The organism is Streptomyces sp. NPDC030222, assembly GCF_055573115.1.
In genome coordinates this window covers 75522-89972 of record NZ_JBVICA010000014.1, presented here as the reverse complement: position 1 = coordinate 89972, position 14451 = coordinate 75522, and the positions used below count along the sequence as shown (strand labels likewise).

The 14451-nt window shown below is 72.8% G+C and carries 15 protein-coding genes; 6 read left to right on the top strand and 9 right to left on the bottom strand.

Going from position 1 to position 14451, the window contains the following annotated elements:
* Nucleotides 1–104 precede the first annotated feature (104 nt).
* Both ACZ4Z5_RS20955 and pssA read left to right on the top strand, forming a co-directional pair.
* Complete coding sequence (locus ACZ4Z5_RS20955) at nucleotides 105–752, top strand: phosphatidylserine decarboxylase (protein ID WP_468264862.1); 648 nt, start codon at nucleotides 105–107, stop codon at nucleotides 750–752.
* A gap of 67 nt (nucleotides 753–819) precedes the next feature.
* On the top strand, nucleotides 820–1608 hold the full coding sequence (pssA, locus tag ACZ4Z5_RS20950) for a CDP-diacylglycerol--serine O-phosphatidyltransferase (RefSeq protein WP_468265042.1): 789 nt from the start codon (nucleotides 820–822) through the stop codon (nucleotides 1606–1608).
* Nucleotides 1609–1934: 326 nt separating this feature from the next.
* On the opposite strand, the gene ACZ4Z5_RS20945 is transcribed toward pssA, so the two are convergent.
* Together ACZ4Z5_RS20945 and ACZ4Z5_RS20940 are read right to left on the bottom strand one after the other, a co-directional pair.
* The gene (locus tag ACZ4Z5_RS20945) at nucleotides 1935–3086 is read right to left on the bottom strand and encodes a glycerate kinase (protein WP_468264860.1); all 1152 of its coding nucleotides are present in this window, start codon (nucleotides 3084–3086) and stop codon (nucleotides 1935–1937) included.
* Nucleotides 3087–3208: 122 nt separating this feature from the next.
* Nucleotides 3209–3436 carry a hypothetical protein gene (locus ACZ4Z5_RS20940; protein ID WP_468264858.1) on the bottom strand — a complete coding sequence of 76 codons (228 nt, stop codon included), beginning with the start codon at nucleotides 3434–3436 and terminating at the stop codon, nucleotides 3209–3211.
* A gap of 100 nt (nucleotides 3437–3536) precedes the next feature.
* Between ACZ4Z5_RS20940 and ACZ4Z5_RS20935 the strand changes: the two genes are divergently transcribed.
* Together ACZ4Z5_RS20935 and ACZ4Z5_RS20930 are read left to right on the top strand one after the other, a co-directional pair.
* Nucleotides 3537–4634, top strand: coding sequence for an ADP-ribosylglycohydrolase family protein (locus ACZ4Z5_RS20935; RefSeq protein ID WP_468264856.1), 1098 nt, complete (start codon nucleotides 3537–3539; stop codon nucleotides 4632–4634).
* Nucleotides 4635–4648: 14 nt separating this feature from the next.
* Entirely contained in the window at nucleotides 4649–5152 is a 504-nt protein-coding gene (locus tag ACZ4Z5_RS20930; RefSeq protein ID WP_468265040.1) for an NUDIX domain-containing protein, read from the top strand.
* Here ACZ4Z5_RS20930 and ACZ4Z5_RS20925 read toward each other — a convergent pair.
* Complete coding sequence (locus ACZ4Z5_RS20925; RefSeq protein ID WP_468264854.1) at nucleotides 5127–5327, bottom strand: DUF2191 domain-containing protein; 201 nt, start codon at nucleotides 5325–5327, stop codon at nucleotides 5127–5129. The genes ACZ4Z5_RS20930 and ACZ4Z5_RS20925 overlap by 26 nt on opposite strands.
* Before the next feature lie 308 nt (nucleotides 5328–5635).
* Between ACZ4Z5_RS20925 and ACZ4Z5_RS20920 the strand changes: the two genes are divergently transcribed.
* A complete protein-coding gene (locus tag ACZ4Z5_RS20920; protein WP_468264852.1) occupies nucleotides 5636–6424 on the top strand; it encodes an SIR2 family NAD-dependent protein deacylase in 789 nt (262 codons plus the stop codon).
* A 312-nt stretch (nucleotides 6425–6736) separates the two neighbouring features.
* On the opposite strand, the gene ACZ4Z5_RS20915 is transcribed toward ACZ4Z5_RS20920, so the two are convergent.
* Nucleotides 6737–7234, bottom strand: a complete 498-nt coding sequence (locus ACZ4Z5_RS20915) for a methylated-DNA--[protein]-cysteine S-methyltransferase (RefSeq protein ID WP_468264850.1) — start codon at nucleotides 7232–7234, stop codon at nucleotides 6737–6739.
* Nucleotides 7235–7246: 12 nt separating this feature from the next.
* Complete coding sequence (locus tag ACZ4Z5_RS20910; protein ID WP_468264848.1) at nucleotides 7247–8716, bottom strand: AlkA N-terminal domain-containing protein; 1470 nt, start codon at nucleotides 8714–8716, stop codon at nucleotides 7247–7249.
* 245 nt (nucleotides 8717–8961) lie between these two features.
* Here ACZ4Z5_RS20910 and ACZ4Z5_RS20905 point away from each other — a divergent pair, with 245 nt between their 5' ends.
* Nucleotides 8962–9660, top strand: coding sequence for a hypothetical protein (locus ACZ4Z5_RS20905; protein WP_468264846.1), 699 nt, complete (start codon nucleotides 8962–8964; stop codon nucleotides 9658–9660).
* A gap of 96 nt (nucleotides 9661–9756) precedes the next feature.
* On the opposite strand, the gene ACZ4Z5_RS20900 is transcribed toward ACZ4Z5_RS20905, so the two are convergent.
* The 4 genes from ACZ4Z5_RS20900 to ACZ4Z5_RS20885 form a co-directional block, all read right to left on the bottom strand.
* Nucleotides 9757–10266, bottom strand: a complete 510-nt coding sequence (locus tag ACZ4Z5_RS20900) for an O-acetyl-ADP-ribose deacetylase (RefSeq protein WP_468264844.1) — start codon at nucleotides 10264–10266, stop codon at nucleotides 9757–9759.
* A complete protein-coding gene (locus ACZ4Z5_RS20895; protein WP_468264842.1) occupies nucleotides 10263–11684 on the bottom strand; it encodes a phytoene desaturase family protein in 1422 nt (473 codons plus the stop codon). The genes ACZ4Z5_RS20900 and ACZ4Z5_RS20895 overlap by 4 nt, the downstream gene beginning before the upstream one ends.
* A gap of 333 nt (nucleotides 11685–12017) precedes the next feature.
* Nucleotides 12018–12839, bottom strand: a complete 822-nt coding sequence (locus tag ACZ4Z5_RS20890; protein ID WP_468264840.1) for an inositol monophosphatase family protein — start codon at nucleotides 12837–12839, stop codon at nucleotides 12018–12020.
* A gap of 136 nt (nucleotides 12840–12975) precedes the next feature.
* Nucleotides 12976–14451 carry a type 1 periplasmic-binding domain-containing protein gene (locus ACZ4Z5_RS20885; protein ID WP_468264838.1) on the bottom strand — a complete coding sequence of 492 codons (1476 nt, stop codon included), beginning with the start codon at nucleotides 14449–14451 and terminating at the stop codon, nucleotides 12976–12978.

The following is a 14451-nucleotide window of genomic DNA, read 5'->3' as shown; positions in this document are numbered from 1 at the left end:
ACTCGACTTCTGGCTTACCCAGTTGTCACCCGTAACCGATAGCATCGCCGGAAAAGCCGCCGTCCCCCGTCAGAGTGCGGCCTCATCCGCTACGAAGGTCATCCATGCCCCACAGCCAAACCTCTGCACCTCGCGGCCGCGTCCGCCTCGCGCGCGGAGCATCGCCGTGGCTCCTGCCGACCGTCGCCACCGCAGCTCTCAGCCTGGCTCGCGCGCGCCGCTCCAAGGGAGCCGCGGCCCTCGCCGTGCCCACCACCGCGCTCGCGGCGGGCATGCTGTGGTTCTTCCGCGACCCCGAGCGTGAGATCGCCCAGGGCCGCGTCATCTCCCCGGCCGACGGTGTGGTGCAGAGCATCATGCCGTGGAAGGACGGACGCACCCGCGTCGCGATCTTCATGAGCCCTCTGAACGTCCACGTCAACCGCGCCCCCCTGGCCGGCACCGTGACGTCCGTGGAGCACATCCCCGGCGGCTTCGTCCCGGCGTTCAACAAGGAGAGCGAGAACAACGAGCGCGTCGTCTGGCACTTCGACACCGAGCTCGGCGACATCGAGATGGTGCAGATCGCCGGAGCAGTCGCCCGGCGCATCGTGCCGTACCTGCCGCAGGGCACCAAGGTGGAGCAGGGCGAGCGCATCGGCCTGATCCGCTTCGGCTCCCGCGTCGACATCTACCTCCCGGAGGGCGTCGAGGTGGCGGTCGAGGTCGGCCAGAAGACCGTCGCGGGGGTGACCCGAATTGACCGTGACTGATCCTGAGACACCGGCCGCCGGCTGGGCGCCGGAGGCCGAGTCCGACACGGACGACGACGGCGAGGAGATGCCGCTGTCGCTCAGGCTGTCGATAGCGGACACCCTGACGCTCGGCAACGCGACCTGCGGATTCATGGCGGTGTACTTCACCACCACCGGAATCCTCATCCCGCACCTCACCGGCAGCGACGAGACCGGCATGGCCCGGCACTCCGCCGCGACCGCGGTGATCCTCATGCTGTGCGCCGCCGTCTTCGACCTGTTCGACGGGCTCGTCGCGCGGAAGCTGCGCAGCTCGCCGATGGGCGCGGAGCTGGACAACCTCTCCGACCTGATCAGCTTCGGGCTCGCCCCGGCGTACTTCGTGCTGGTCTACGGCATGGTCGCGGACGACGCCCACCAGCGGGTGTCGGCGCTGGCCGCGATCGTGGTGCTGCTCGCCGTGGTCCTGCGCCTGGCGAGATTCTCGTGCGTCACGATGAAGGACGGCATGTTCCAGGGCATGCCGAGCCCCTTCGGCGCGCTCACGGTCGTCTCGATCGTGCTGCTCGAGCTCCCGTTCCCGCCCACCCTGCTCGCGATCATCGGTGTCGCCTGGCTCATGGTGAGCCGGGTCGAGTACCCGAAGCCGCGGGGTGTGCTCGCGGTGGCCATGCTCAGCTGGATCGTCTCCGCGATGGGTCTGCTGGCGGCCTGGGCGTTCGATGCGCCCGGCGGTCAGCTGCTGCTCCAGACGGGCTGCGCGCTGCAGATCGTCCTCGCGGCGACCATCCCGCTCTTCGCCACGGCCCGCCGCGTCAACACCTTCCGCGACAACCGTCGCGAGGCTCGCGCGGCGGCGTCCCAGCTGCCGTAACGCTTCACTGCGCCACGAAGGCCCCGGACCGGGAAGGTCCGGGGCCTTGGTGCGTCCGGGACTCGCTTCTCCCGTTTCGCGGTCCGCGGTCCGCACACCGACTTGGTTCGCCGGACCGGTCGGTCGGCCCGGCCTGGCCCTGCCAGGGAGGAGGCGCGGCAGACGGGCAGCCGGGGCGCCCGGAATCCGGCGGCCGTCTGGCCGGTACCCCCGGGGTCCGACCAGCCGACCCTTCGTGCACTCGGGCCCGGGTCCGGTCCGGTCCGGTCCGGTCCGGTCCGGTCCGGTGGGAGCAAAACCCGGGGCCGGTGCCGCGGGGGCCGAGATCAGCTCAGGAAGTCGCGGGCGATGTTCTCCGCCTGGCGCTCCAGGAGAGGGCCGGCCTCGGCGATGCACCGCGCGGTGTCGGGCTCCAGCTCGGTGAGGGGGTAGGCGCGGCGGATGCCCGCGCGGCCCAGCGCCTCCGGCGGCAGCGCAAGACGGCCGCAGACCGCGACGACCTCGACGCCCGCCGTGCGGGCCGCCGCCGCGACCCCCGCGGGGGCCTTGCCGTGCAGGGTCTGCTCGTCCAGCGAGCCCTCTCCGGTGATCACCAGCGTGGCGCGTTCCAGCGCGGCGGCGAAGCCGAGGATGTCGAGCATCACCTCGATGCCGGGCCGGAAGTCCGCGCCGAGGCCGACGAGCGCCCCGTACCCGATGCCGCCCGCAGCGCCCGCGCCGGGCGCCGCGGCGCACTCGGCGGCCCTGGGTCCGACGGCCTTCTCCAGGACCGTGGCGTAGTGGGCGAGCGCCGCGTCCAGGACGGCGACGTCCTCCGGCGTGGCGCCCTTCTGCGGGCCGAAGACGGCTGGCGCGCCGCTGGGACCGGTGAGCGGGTTGTCGACGTCGCTGGCGAGGACGAGCCGTACGTCGCGGAAGCGTTCGTCGAGGCCGGACAGATCCGCCGTCGCCAGATCGCGCAGCGCTCCCCCGCCGGGCCGGACGGGCCGGCCGTCCGCGTCCAGGAACCGCGCGCCGAGGGCCGCCAGCATGCCCGCCCCGCCGTCGGTGGTGGCACTGCCGCCGACCCCGAACACGATGGCGCGGGCGCCCGCGTCGAGCGCCGCGCACAGCAGCTCGCCGGAGCCGTACGTGGTGGCGGTGAGCGGCGCGAAGACGCCTTCGGTGAGGTGCTGGAGGCCGGATGCCTCGGCCATCTCCACGACCGCCGTGGTGCCGCGCAGTGCGAAGGCTGCGGTCAGCCGTTCCCCGAGCGGCCCGGTGACCGGTACCTCCCGGCGTTCGAATCCCGCGGCCACCGCCGCGGCGACCGTGCCGTCGCCGCCGTCGGCGACGGGCAGGGTGTCGACGTCGAGGCCGGGAACAACCCGCCGCAGCCCCGCCGTCACCCGCTCCGCGACCTGCACGGCCGTGAGCGAGCCTTTGAACTTGTCCGCCGCGACGAGCACCCGCGCGGCGGTCGCTGCTCCGTTCGTCACTTGCCATCCCTTGCTTCCGAACAGGCAGTCGCGCCGACCCGACCCTATCGGGCGAACCGGTCGTCTGCCCATGGGCAGACGGAGACGGGAGGGAGCCGGCCGCCGCGGACGGCGGCACCCGGCTACTCCGGGAGGGCCTCGCCCCCGGCGCCGTAGAGCTGGTGGACGGTCCGTCCGCCGTCGCCCATGGGCACGCTGATGTGCTCGGCGACGTCCTCCAGGAGGTCGACGTCACCCGTGGCCAGCAGCGGCCCGTTCACCTCCAGGGCCTGGGCGGCGGGTCCGCCCGCCGCCAGGACTGCGGGCGCCACCGCGAGGCCCACCGCCAGGACCCTCAGGCCACGCCTCATGCGTCGCTCCCCTCGACTGCCGGGCGATGCACCGCCTGCTCCCGGATCCGCCACGCCAATGTGCCACGCCGCCGCAGGTGAAAGCGGGTAGAACCCCCTCATGACCGCTGAAGGCACCCGTACGAGCGACCAGATCCTCGGTGGCTGGCTGGGCAGGATCGCCGGCAACATGCTCGGCAAGCCCGTGGAGCGCGGCGACTACTGGACCAGGGACCGGATCGACCGCTACCTGCGTCTCACGGACGCCCTGCCGCTGACCGACTACCTGCCGGAACCACCGCCCGGGGCGGACGGCTTCGAACTGCGGCCGGAGTGGCGGGAGTGCGTGCGCGGCCGGATCCGCGGGAGCTGCCGTGACGACGACGTGGACTACGCGGTCCTGGGGCTGCACCTGCTGGAGGCGCACGGCCCGGAGTTCACCACCGAACAGGTCGGCGACCTCTGGCTGCTGCGACTGCCCTACCTCCAGACGTTCACGGCCGAGCGGGCCGCCTACCGGAACCTCGCGAACGGCCTCAGACCGCCGCTCACCGCCACGTACGACAATCCGTACCAGGAGTGGATCGGCGCGCTCATCCGCGCCGACGTCTTCGGCTGGACCTCTCCCGGCGACCCGCGGCGCGCCGCCTCGCTGGCCCGCCGCGACGCCGTCCTGTCGCACACCGGCAACGGCGTGTACGCGGCGATGTGGGCTGCAGCGCTGATCGCCGCGGCCTTCACCGCCGACGGTCCGCGCGCCGCCCTGGACGCGGCGCTGGACCGCATCCCGGCGAGCTGCCGACTCGCCCGCGCGGTCCGGCACACCGTCGCGCTCCACGAGTCGGGGACGACCTGGGAGGCGACGCTCACCGAGCTGGAGGCCGAGACCGGCCGGCTGGGCTGGATCCACGCCGTGCCGAACGCCGCCGTGATCACCGCCGGACTGCTCTACGGCGAGGGCGACTTCACCCGCACGATCGCACTCACCGTGCGCGGAGGTCTCGACACGGACTCCAACGGGGCGACCGCCGGTTCGGTCGCGGGGGTGCTCTGCGGGGCGTCGGCGATCCCCGCGCAGTGGACGGAGCCGCTGGAGGACCGGGTGCGGAGCGCGGTGTTCGGATTCGACGGCGCGCGCATCGGCGAACTGGCCGAGCGAACCGCCGCCTTGGCCGCTCCGGTCCCGGTGACGGCGGCGCCCCGTACAGTGGCGGGGTGACTACGGACAACGCCATGTACGCCGCGTACATCGCCGGGCTCCCTCGGGTGCTGGCCGGCGCCGCCGCGATCTTCCGTGACGCCCGGGGGCGGGTGCTGCTCGTGGAGCCGAACTACCGCGAGGGCTGGGCACTGCCGGGCGGCACCGTCGAGTCGGACACCGGCGAGGCCCCCCGGCAGGCCGCCCGTCGTGAGACGGCGGAGGAGATCGGCCTCGACCTGGAGCTCGGCGCGCTCCTCGCGGTGGACTGGGTGCGCGGGCCGGGGCGGCCGCCGCTCGTGGCGTACGCCTACGACGGCGGGGTGCTGTCGGACGAGCAGTTCAAGGCGATCCGGCTCCAGGAGGAGGAGCTGCTGTCGTGGCGGCTGGTGCCACGCTCGGAGATCACCGCCCATCTGCCCGGCGCGCTCGGACGGCGGGTCCTGGCCGCGCTGGACGCGCTGGACGCGGGCACCGGCCCGGTGGAGCTGGAGGACGGCCGTCATGTGGGGTTCACCCCTGCGGGTCCTGCGTCCTGACCTCACCCGCTCGTGGTTCCTCCTCACGGGCGGCCGTCCTGGCCTTGGTGCGATGGCCGCGCGCAATGTAGTCGCGCACTACGAGTTCGACGGCGTCCTGGGGGCTGCCCACACCGGCCAGCACCATGACTTCCACGACGAGTTCGGCATCCAGAGTGACAGTCACCTCGGCCATGCCGACGACGTCGTCACCGGCAATATCGACTCGCCCTGGCCCGACCGGAATGCGTGTCCGCCGGCACCGGACGTGGCTGCCCCCTACGACCGTCACCGCACCCCCGGCAACCGCGCGGATGGTCACGGTGCCCCCTCGTGCGCCCCGCGGGCCGCTACCCCTGTGTGGCGCCACCTTCCAGCGTCCCGGACATCCCGCTGCCAGGAGACGGATACCCCTGGCCTTCGCCAACCAGCGCAGACGGGTGGAGACGGGGCTCACCCCGATATCCGTTCGCCCCGAGCAGGCATACGTCCTACTCTCGGCCCATGAAAAGGCCCCTCGTCGCCATCCTCAGTGGCGCAGGCATCTCCACCGATTCCGGGATCCCCGACTATCGCGGCCCGAACGGGCTGTGGCGGCGGGATCCCGAGGCCGAGAAGCGTGTCACCTACGAGTACTACATGGGCGACCCCGAAATACGGCGGCGCGCCTGGCAGATGCGGCGCAGGAACCGCACGCTCCAGGCCGAGCCGAACGCCGCGCACCGGGCCGTGGCCGAACTGGAGCGCTCCGGAGTGCCGGTCCGGGTGATCACGCAGAACGTGGACGGGCTGCACCAGCTCGCCGGAATGCCCGCCCGCAAAGTGCTCGAACTGCACGGCACCGCCCGTCGTGTCGTGTGCACGAAGTGCCACGCCCGCGGGCCCATGGAGGACGCCATCGCCCGGGTCGAGGCCGGCGAGGACGATCCACCGTGCCTGGAGTGCGGCGGGATCCTGAAGTCTGCGACGGTGCTGTTCGGCGAGCGCCTCGACCCGGTCGTGCTCGGTGAGGCGGTCGCCATCACCAAGGCCTGCCAGGTCTTCATCGCCGTCGGCTCCAGCCTCCAGGTCCAGCCCGCCGCCGGCCTCGTGGGTCTGGCCGCCGACCACGGCGCACGGCTGGTCATCGTCAACGCCGAACCGACGCCGTACGACGAACGAGCCGACGAGATCATCCGCGAGCCCATCGGCGCGGCCCTGCCCGAACTGCTCGGCCGGCTAGGCGCTGAGAGCGAGTGGAACGGGCAGGCAGGATCTCCCTCCGACACGCAAAGGCGAGTGCGCGACGCATGAGTCGGCGCCGGGCCGGCCATGGCAACAGACAGGCAGTGAAGGGCACTTCCGCCTGAAGTCGGCCGGCGTCGCGGTGATCCGACGGCCGCGCGCCCCCGCGCCGTCGTGGTCGGCCCGTGCTCCACAGTGATCCCGGCCGACTCGCCGGCCGGGATCACTGTGGGGCACGGGGCCAGGGGGTGTCCGGTGGAGCATGGCCGGGCCGACGCCGTACGACGGGCTCGCGGACGAGGTGATCCGCGAGCCGATCGGTACGGCGCTTCCCCCAACTGCCGGGCGGTCTCCGGGCGGCGGCGGCGTGGAGACGGATTCCTAGAACAGTACGGAGTCCGCGGAGGCGCCGCGTTCGAAGGCCAGCAGCCGCTGCTTGCGTTCGAGGCCGCCGCCGTAGCCGGTGAGGCCGCCGTTCGCGCCGATGACGCGGTGGCAGGGCACGATGATGCCGATCGGGTTCCGGCCGTTGGCGAGTCCGACGGCGCGGGAGGCGCCCGGTTTGCCGAGGGATTCGGCGAGTTCGCCGTAGGACCGGGTCTCGCCGTACGGGATCTTCCGCAGCCCGTCCCAGACACTGCGCTGGAACGGCGTGCCGTTCATGCGCAACGGCAGGTCGAACTCGGTGAGTTCGCCGGAGAAGTAGGCCTCCAGCTGGCGGATCACATCGCCGAAGGGACGGGGGTCCGGTTCGCCGAAGGTCTCCTCGGGCGGGCGGTGGCGCTGCTCGGTCATGTACAGCCCGCAGAGGACGCCGTCTGTGGCGACCAGGGTCAGCGGACCGCAGGGGCTGTCGGCGACCGTGTGCTGCTTCGTCATGGGCGGGTCTCCTTACGCGGGGAGGCGGTTGATCGGATGGTCGTCGGTCGCCCACAGGTACTGGACGGCGTAGGCCCGCCAGGGGCGCCAGGCGGTGGCGCGGGCGGTGAGCGCCGCCGGGGTGGACGGCAGACCGAGTTCCTGTGCGGCGCGCCGCACACCGAGGTCGGTGGGCAGGAACGCGTCGGGGTCGCCGAGGGCGCGCATCGCGATGGCCTCGACGGTCCAGGGCCCGAAGCCGGGGAGCGCGGCGAGCCGGGCGCGCGCCCGCTCCCAGTCGCTGCCGATGCCGAGCTGGAGGGTGCCGTCGGCGAGCGCCGTCACCAGGGTGGTGAGGGTCTTCCGCCGGGTGCCGGGGAGGGCGAGCGTCTCGGGGTCGAGGGCGGCCAGCGCCTCCGGTGCCGGGAAGAGGTGGGTGAGATCGCCCTCGGGGTCGTCGACCGGCACCCCGTGGGCCGTGACGAGCCGGGCCGCGTGGGTGCGGGCCGCAGCGGTGGACACCTGCTGGCCGAGTACGGCGCGTACGGCGAACTCGGCGGCGTCGACGCTGCCGGGGACGCGGCGGCCGGGGGCCTTGGCGACGAGCGGGGCGAGCAGCGGGTCGGTGCTCAGGCGTTCGTCGACGGCGGTGGGGTCGGCGTCGAGATCGAGCATGCGGCGGCAGCGGCTGATGGCCACGGTGAGATCGCGTGCGTCGGTGAGCGACAGCCGGCACGCGATGTGGTCGGGCCGTGGGGTGAGGGCGACGATGCCGTGGCCGTGCGGCAGGCCGAGGGTGCGCCGGTACGCGCCGTCGCGCCACTCCTCGACGCCGGGGACGGCGGTGGCGGCGAGGTGGCCGAAGAGGTTGTCCGGGGTGAGCGGGGCCCGGAACGGAAGTCTGAGGGAGATCACTCCCGGGGTGGCGGCGGCGGTCCCGCGGGCGGCGCGGGCGCGCAGTTCGCTGGGCGACAGCGCGAACACCTCTCGGACGGTGTCGTTGAAGGCCCGGATCGAGGCGAAGCCGGCCGCGAAGGCGATGTCGGCCATGGGGAGGGCGGTCGTCTCGATGAGCAGCCGGGCCGTCTGGGCGCGCTGGGCGCGGGCGAGGGCGAGCGGCCCGGCGCCGAGTTCGGCGAGCAGCTGGCGTTCGATCTGCCGGGTGGAGTAGCCGAGCCGGACGGCGAGTCCGGGGACGCCCTCGCGGTCGACCACGCCGTCGTGGATGAGGCGCATCGCGCGGGCCACGGTGTCCGCGCGGGCGTTCCACTCCGGGGAACCGGGGCTGGTGTCGGGGCGGCATCGTTTGCAGGCCCGGAAGCCGGCCCGCTGGCAGGCCGCCGCGCTGGGCAGGAACGTCATGTTCTCCGGCTTGGGCGGCACCGCGGGGCAGCTCGGACGGCAGTAGATGCGGGTGGTCAGGACGGCGGTGAAGAACCAGCCGTCGAAGCGGGAGTCCTTCGACTGCACGGCACGTACGCAGCGCTCTGTGTCGGTGTGCATGCCTCAATGATCCGGCAGCGGAGCGTCGAGGACTGGCGGGAATCCGACATCAAGGTTCTCCTGTCAGGGCGGACGCGAATTCCCTGCGCGATGCACCGATGACGTCCTCCGGGCGGCGCAACAGGATTGTCATGATCACGCGACAGACGCGGCTCGGGCCTCGGCGACGCCCTCACCGGCTGCTACGTTCTGCGTCGACCACACACGAGTGGCCCACCGGGGGCCGCCCGGCGCAGGGGGACACCATGGCAGCAGCATCCCGTATCGGCGCGACCCGCCGCAGACCCGCCGGGGCGCGCCCAGCCCGGCTCGCACTCGCAGCCGCAGCCGTCGGCGTGCTGGCCCTGACCGGATGCGGCAGGGGCTCCGGCGCGGACGCCGCACCGGTGACGGGCACGGACCGGGGCGTCTCGGCCGCGCCCGCCGGGGACGCACCGGGCGCCCCCGCCGCCTCCGCCGGCGCGGCCTCCGGGGGCGGCGCATCCGGTTCCGCCGGAACCACCGGCGGCGCATCTGCGGGGGCCTCCGGCGGTGCCAAGGCGCCCGCCAAGTCCACCCCGGCCAAGAGCGCCGGCAGCACCGACACCGAGGGCGAGCCCCAGTGCGAGGAGCAGCGGGCCGTCGAGGACGAGGTCCTGCTGCGCGGCCACACCGTCAAGGGCGACAAGCCGTACCTCACCGTGGAGCGCGGCTTCCGGGGCTGCCCCTCGCACCCGGGTGAGGAACAGCCCTTCGTCACCACGGGCGTGCAGGAGAGCAAGGAGCTCGACGTTGCGGCGGGCATCATGGCCCGGAACCCGGTCGTCGAGTCGGACACCGACCTGCGCGTCGGCGTGCAGGAACTCCTGGACTGGGTGAAGGCCCACCCGGACACGGACGTGGTGTTCCGCTTCGAGAGCAATGCCGCCGGGATGATCACGGGCCTCACCCAGGTATCGGCCTGACGGCTCGGGGCCCGGCCGGTTCTGGTCTGCGGCGGCGGAATCCCGGCCGGTCCGGGGCCCTCACTCGCGAGACCCGGCTCGCGGCGCCCCTCCGGTTCAGCGCATCCGCGCCTCGAACGCCGCGTACGCGGGCTCGTCGAACAGGACGAAGCGCACTTCTTCCACGGCGGTGTCCGTGCCACGCACCGTCTCGACGGCGATACGGGCGCCGTCGTCCATCGGCCAGCCGTAGACACCCGTGGAGATCGCCGGGAAGGCGACCGTACGGGCTCCCAGCTCGTCGGCGACCCGCAGCGACTCCCGGTAGCAGGAGGCGAGCAGCTCCGAGCGGTCCTCCTGACCGGACCACACGGGGCCGACGGTGTGGATCACCCACTGGGCGTCGAGTTTCCCGGCGGTGGTGGCGACAGCCTGCCCTGTGGGCAGACCCCTTCCATACCGGGAGGCGCGCAGGGCACGGCAGGCCTCCAGGATCTCCGGGCCGCCGCGGCGGTGGATGGCCCCGTCGACCCCTCCCCCGCCGAGCAGGGAGGAGTTCGCCGCGTTGACGACGGCCTCGACCTGCTGCCGGGTGATGTCGCCTCTGACGAGCACGATCTCGGTCATGGTTTCACCTTACGCAGGTGCCGCCATACGGCCTTGGCCGCGTGGTGGCCCGACATGCCGTGCACTCCGGGGCCGGGCGGGGTGGCCGAGGAGCAGATGAACACGGAGGGGTGGGGCGTGGCGTACGGGACGCGGGCGAGCCGGGGGCGGATCACGGTCTGGAGCCCGGCGAAGGCGCCGCAGGCGATGTCGCCGTCGACGTAGTTGGCATTGCGCACCGCGAGCCGGGGCGGGCCGGCCACCGCACGGGCCAGGACGAGGTCCCGGAAGCCGGGCGCGAAGCGCTCGATCTGCCGCTCGACGACCTCGGTGGCGTCGCCCTCCCAGCCGGCCGGGACGTGCCCGTACGCCCAGAACACATGCTTGCCCTCGGGGGCGCGGCCAGGGTCCACGAGGCTCGGCTGGGCGGTGATCAGGAACGGTACGGAAGGGTCGGCACCCGAGACCGCCGCGGTGAGCGCTGCGTCGATCTCGGCCGCGGTGGGGCCGATGTGCACGGTTCCCGCGCGTCTCGCCTCCTCGGCGGTCCACGGGACGGGCCCGGAGAGCGCATAGTCGATCTTGAAGCAGCTCGCGCCGTACCGGTAGTGGTGATAGGCGTCGCCCAGGCCCGCGATCCGCGCGAGGGCGGTCGGGGAGGTGTCGAAGACGTAGGCCCGGGCGGGCGGCAGCTCGTCGAGCCGCTTCACCTCGACGCCGGTGTGGATGGCGCCGCCCAGCGCGCGGACATACGAGGCCAGGGCGTCGGAGATCGCCTGGGAGCCGCCGCGCGGCAGCGGCCAGCCCACCTCGTGCGCGGCCAGGGCGAACACGAGCGCGATGCCTCCGGTGGCGAAGCCGCTGGTAGGGGCGATGGCATGGGCGGCGAGACCGGCGAGGAGACCACGCGCCTTCTCGTCCCGGAAGCGCCGGGACAGCCATGTCGCGGGCTGCAGCGCGGACAGTCCGAAGCGGCCCAGCCGGTAGGGGTCCCGGGGCAGTCCGTCCCAGGGTGTGCGCAGGAAGTCGGCCGCCAGGGTGTCCCAGTGCCCGAGGAACGGCGCCACCATCCTGCGGTACGCGCCGGCGTCGCGGGCCCCCAGCGAGAGGGCCGACTCGCCGACGGAGCGGGCGAGGACGGCGGCCGTGCCGTCGGGGAAGGGGTGGGCCAGCGGCAGTTCGGCGTGCAGCCATTCCAGTCCGTACCGGTCCAGGGGCATACCGCGGAAGGCAGGCGACCCGATGCCGAGCGGGTGCACGGCGGAACACGGGTCGTGGCGGAAGCCGGGGAGGGTGAGCTCCTCGGTGCGGGCACCCCCGCCGACGGTGTCCTGCGCTTCGAACACTGCGACCGAGAAGCCCCGGCGGGCCAGCTCGGCAGCCGCGGTCAGTCCGTTCGGACCCGCCCCCACGACAACGGCATCGAGCATCGACGGCACCTTCGGGCTCCTTCGTCCGGCCGACGGTCAGCAGCTCCCAGGATATTCGGTGGCCTCGCCACGCATGGCCCGGGTTCCAGGAGAACTGACGGCTCTTCGGGAGCGCCCGGGCCGTGTCGGGGCCGTTCGGAGCGCATCGCCACGCGGCACGCACGACGGACGGAACCGGCGTGGCACGGCACGCGGACGGACCACGGCGCGGCACGCGAACGGCACCATGAACCACGGACGGCACGAACCGCAGAGGATGCGGACAACGGACGGTACGTACGACGGACGCGACGGGACCGGTACGACAGACCCAGCCGGCGCGACGGACGCGTCGGGGTCGGCTCAGCCCGCCAGCAGCGCGCGTATCCGCTCCGCGGTCGCCGCGTCACGCGCCGCGGTGAAGGGAAGGGCGTTGCCGCCCGTGACACGGAAGGGGTCACCGGTGAGCGTGCGGTGGGCCCCGCCCGCCTCCGTGACGAGGAGCAACCCCGCCGCGTGGTCCCAGGCGTTCTCCCAGCTGAAGGCGACCGCGGCCAGCTTGCCGCGGGCGACCTGCAGGTACTCCAGGCCGGCCGAGCCGCACGGGCGCGGCAGGACGCCGTCGGTGTTCAGCCCGAGGAGCGCGCGCTTCTGGTCCGGGGTGGTGAAGTCGGGGTGCGACGTGGCGATTTCGAGGGCCACGCCGGGCGCGGGCGACCCGGACCGTATCGGTTCGCCGTTCAGCAGGGCGCCTCCGCCCCGCACGGCGACGGCCAGTTCGTCGCTCACCGGCGCGTACGTCCACGAGGCGAGCACCTCGCCGTGCTGCGCCAGTGCGACGAGGGTGCAGAAGCCGGGGTCTCCGTGGACGAACTGCCGGGTGCCGTCGACGGGGTCCACGATCCACACCGGCACGTCGGACCGGATCGCGTCGTAGACGGCGGGGTCGGCGTGCACCGCCTCCTCCCCGACCACCACGGAGCCCGGCAGCAGCGCGGTCAGGGAGGCCGTGAGGTGCTCCTCCGCCAGTCGGTCCGCCACGGTCACCAGGTCGTGCGGACCGTTCTTCTCGACGACCTCGTGCGCCCCGAGCTGACGGAAGCGGGGCACGATCTCGGCGGCGGCGGCCTTGCGGACCGCCTCCTCGACCTCGGGCAGACGTTCTGCGAGAAAGTCTTCGATCATGCCTCCAGCTAACCACGCCGGTCTGACAACCATCCCCCTCGCTACGCCATTCCCCGTTCACCTCGAATTCGCCCTGACGCAAGAAAACCGGGCGAGGGGGCCGGTGCCCGCGGCGGCCTGCCCGGGACGGCGGCTCTCACTGGGCCTCCGCCGGCTTCCCGTGCGCGGCCGACACCTCGACGAACTCCGCGTGGCCCTTGTCGTTCAGCCGCAGCACCGGGACCGCCTTGTTGCGGGGGTTGCCGTTGTTCTGGAACGAGATGAAACCGCTGGCCCCCGCGACCTGCTGGCTGCCGTCCATCTGGTGGAACATCCGGGCCACCGCGTCACCTGCGACCTCGCCCTGCCAGCGGGCCGCCATCTGGATGCCGTGGGCGGCGGCGAGCACCGCGTCGTGTCCCATGAGGGCGCCCCCGTCGTCGCGGGGGTCGTTGGGGAACAACCGGTCGAGCAGCTCGCCCTCCTGGAAGTACGTCGCCGAACGCTCAGACACCGCGTTCGGCGAGGACCGGTGCATATCGGGGTGGGCGAGACCGGTGTAGAGCACCTGCACCTTGGACGCAGCTGCCTGCGCGAGCTGCTTGGCGGTCAGGTTCGTGGTGTCGTCCCCGGCCATCACCGTGAACTTCACGTCCTGGCAGGAGCGGTTGGCGAGGGCATCGAGGAAGTTGGTGAGGTGCCGGCCGCGGCCGGCGAAGTAGACGACCTGCGGCCGCTGGACGCAGAGCTGCCCCGGCATGTAGCGCAGTTCGTTCTGCCAGGCGCTGCTCACCGACGAGTCGTAGGTCATGCGTTCCGCGACCAGCCGGTACTTCCTGGCTTCCGGGAACGCCTCGGTGAAGGCGGTCCCGAGGGTGGTCGCGTACAGGTTCCCCTTGGCGACGTCCTGGACGACGACGGCGGTGCGGACGTCCTTCCGCTTGAGGTAGGCGGCGGCCGCGTAGGCCTCGTCGACATTGGTCGGGGCGACCCGCACGAAACCGTTGATGCCCTGGATGTTGGTGGCGGTCATGCTGGCCGCGACCATGGCGATGCCGTTGTCGGACAGACGCCTTATGGCCGCCAGGTTCTCGTCCGTGCTCGGGCCGAGGCCTGCGACGGCGACGAGCCGGTCCGGGGCGTCCTTGCGGGCGACCAGTTCGTCCACCGCGTGCCGCCAATGGGCTGACCTGCTGCCGGAGTTGGCCACGAGCAGCCGGATCTTGGGGGAGGCGGACAGATCGCCGCGGTTGTGCCGGTACTGGGCGAGGTAGGCGCCCTCCAGCTCGCGCCTGACCGACTCCTCGGAGTTGCTGTCGTCGTCGGTGAGGGTGAAGGACGTCAGATAGGCGACGCTGACGTAGTTCTTGGCGTCGTTCTCGAGGACGAGGGCGTTCTCCTCCCGGATCTTCTTCATCACCCCCTCCAGGTGGGGCGCGAAGGAGTACGAGCCGTCGGTGACGCCCACGCACTCGTCGTCCGGGCCCTGCTCCACGACGCCGTCGGCGCAGCGCGCCTGCCGTTCCTGGAGCCAGTCGACGGCGAACCAGCCCGCCACGGCGAGCACCAGCGCCGCAACGGCCCCGAAGACGACCCGGCGGACGATGTGCAGCGGCCATTCGACTCTGACCAC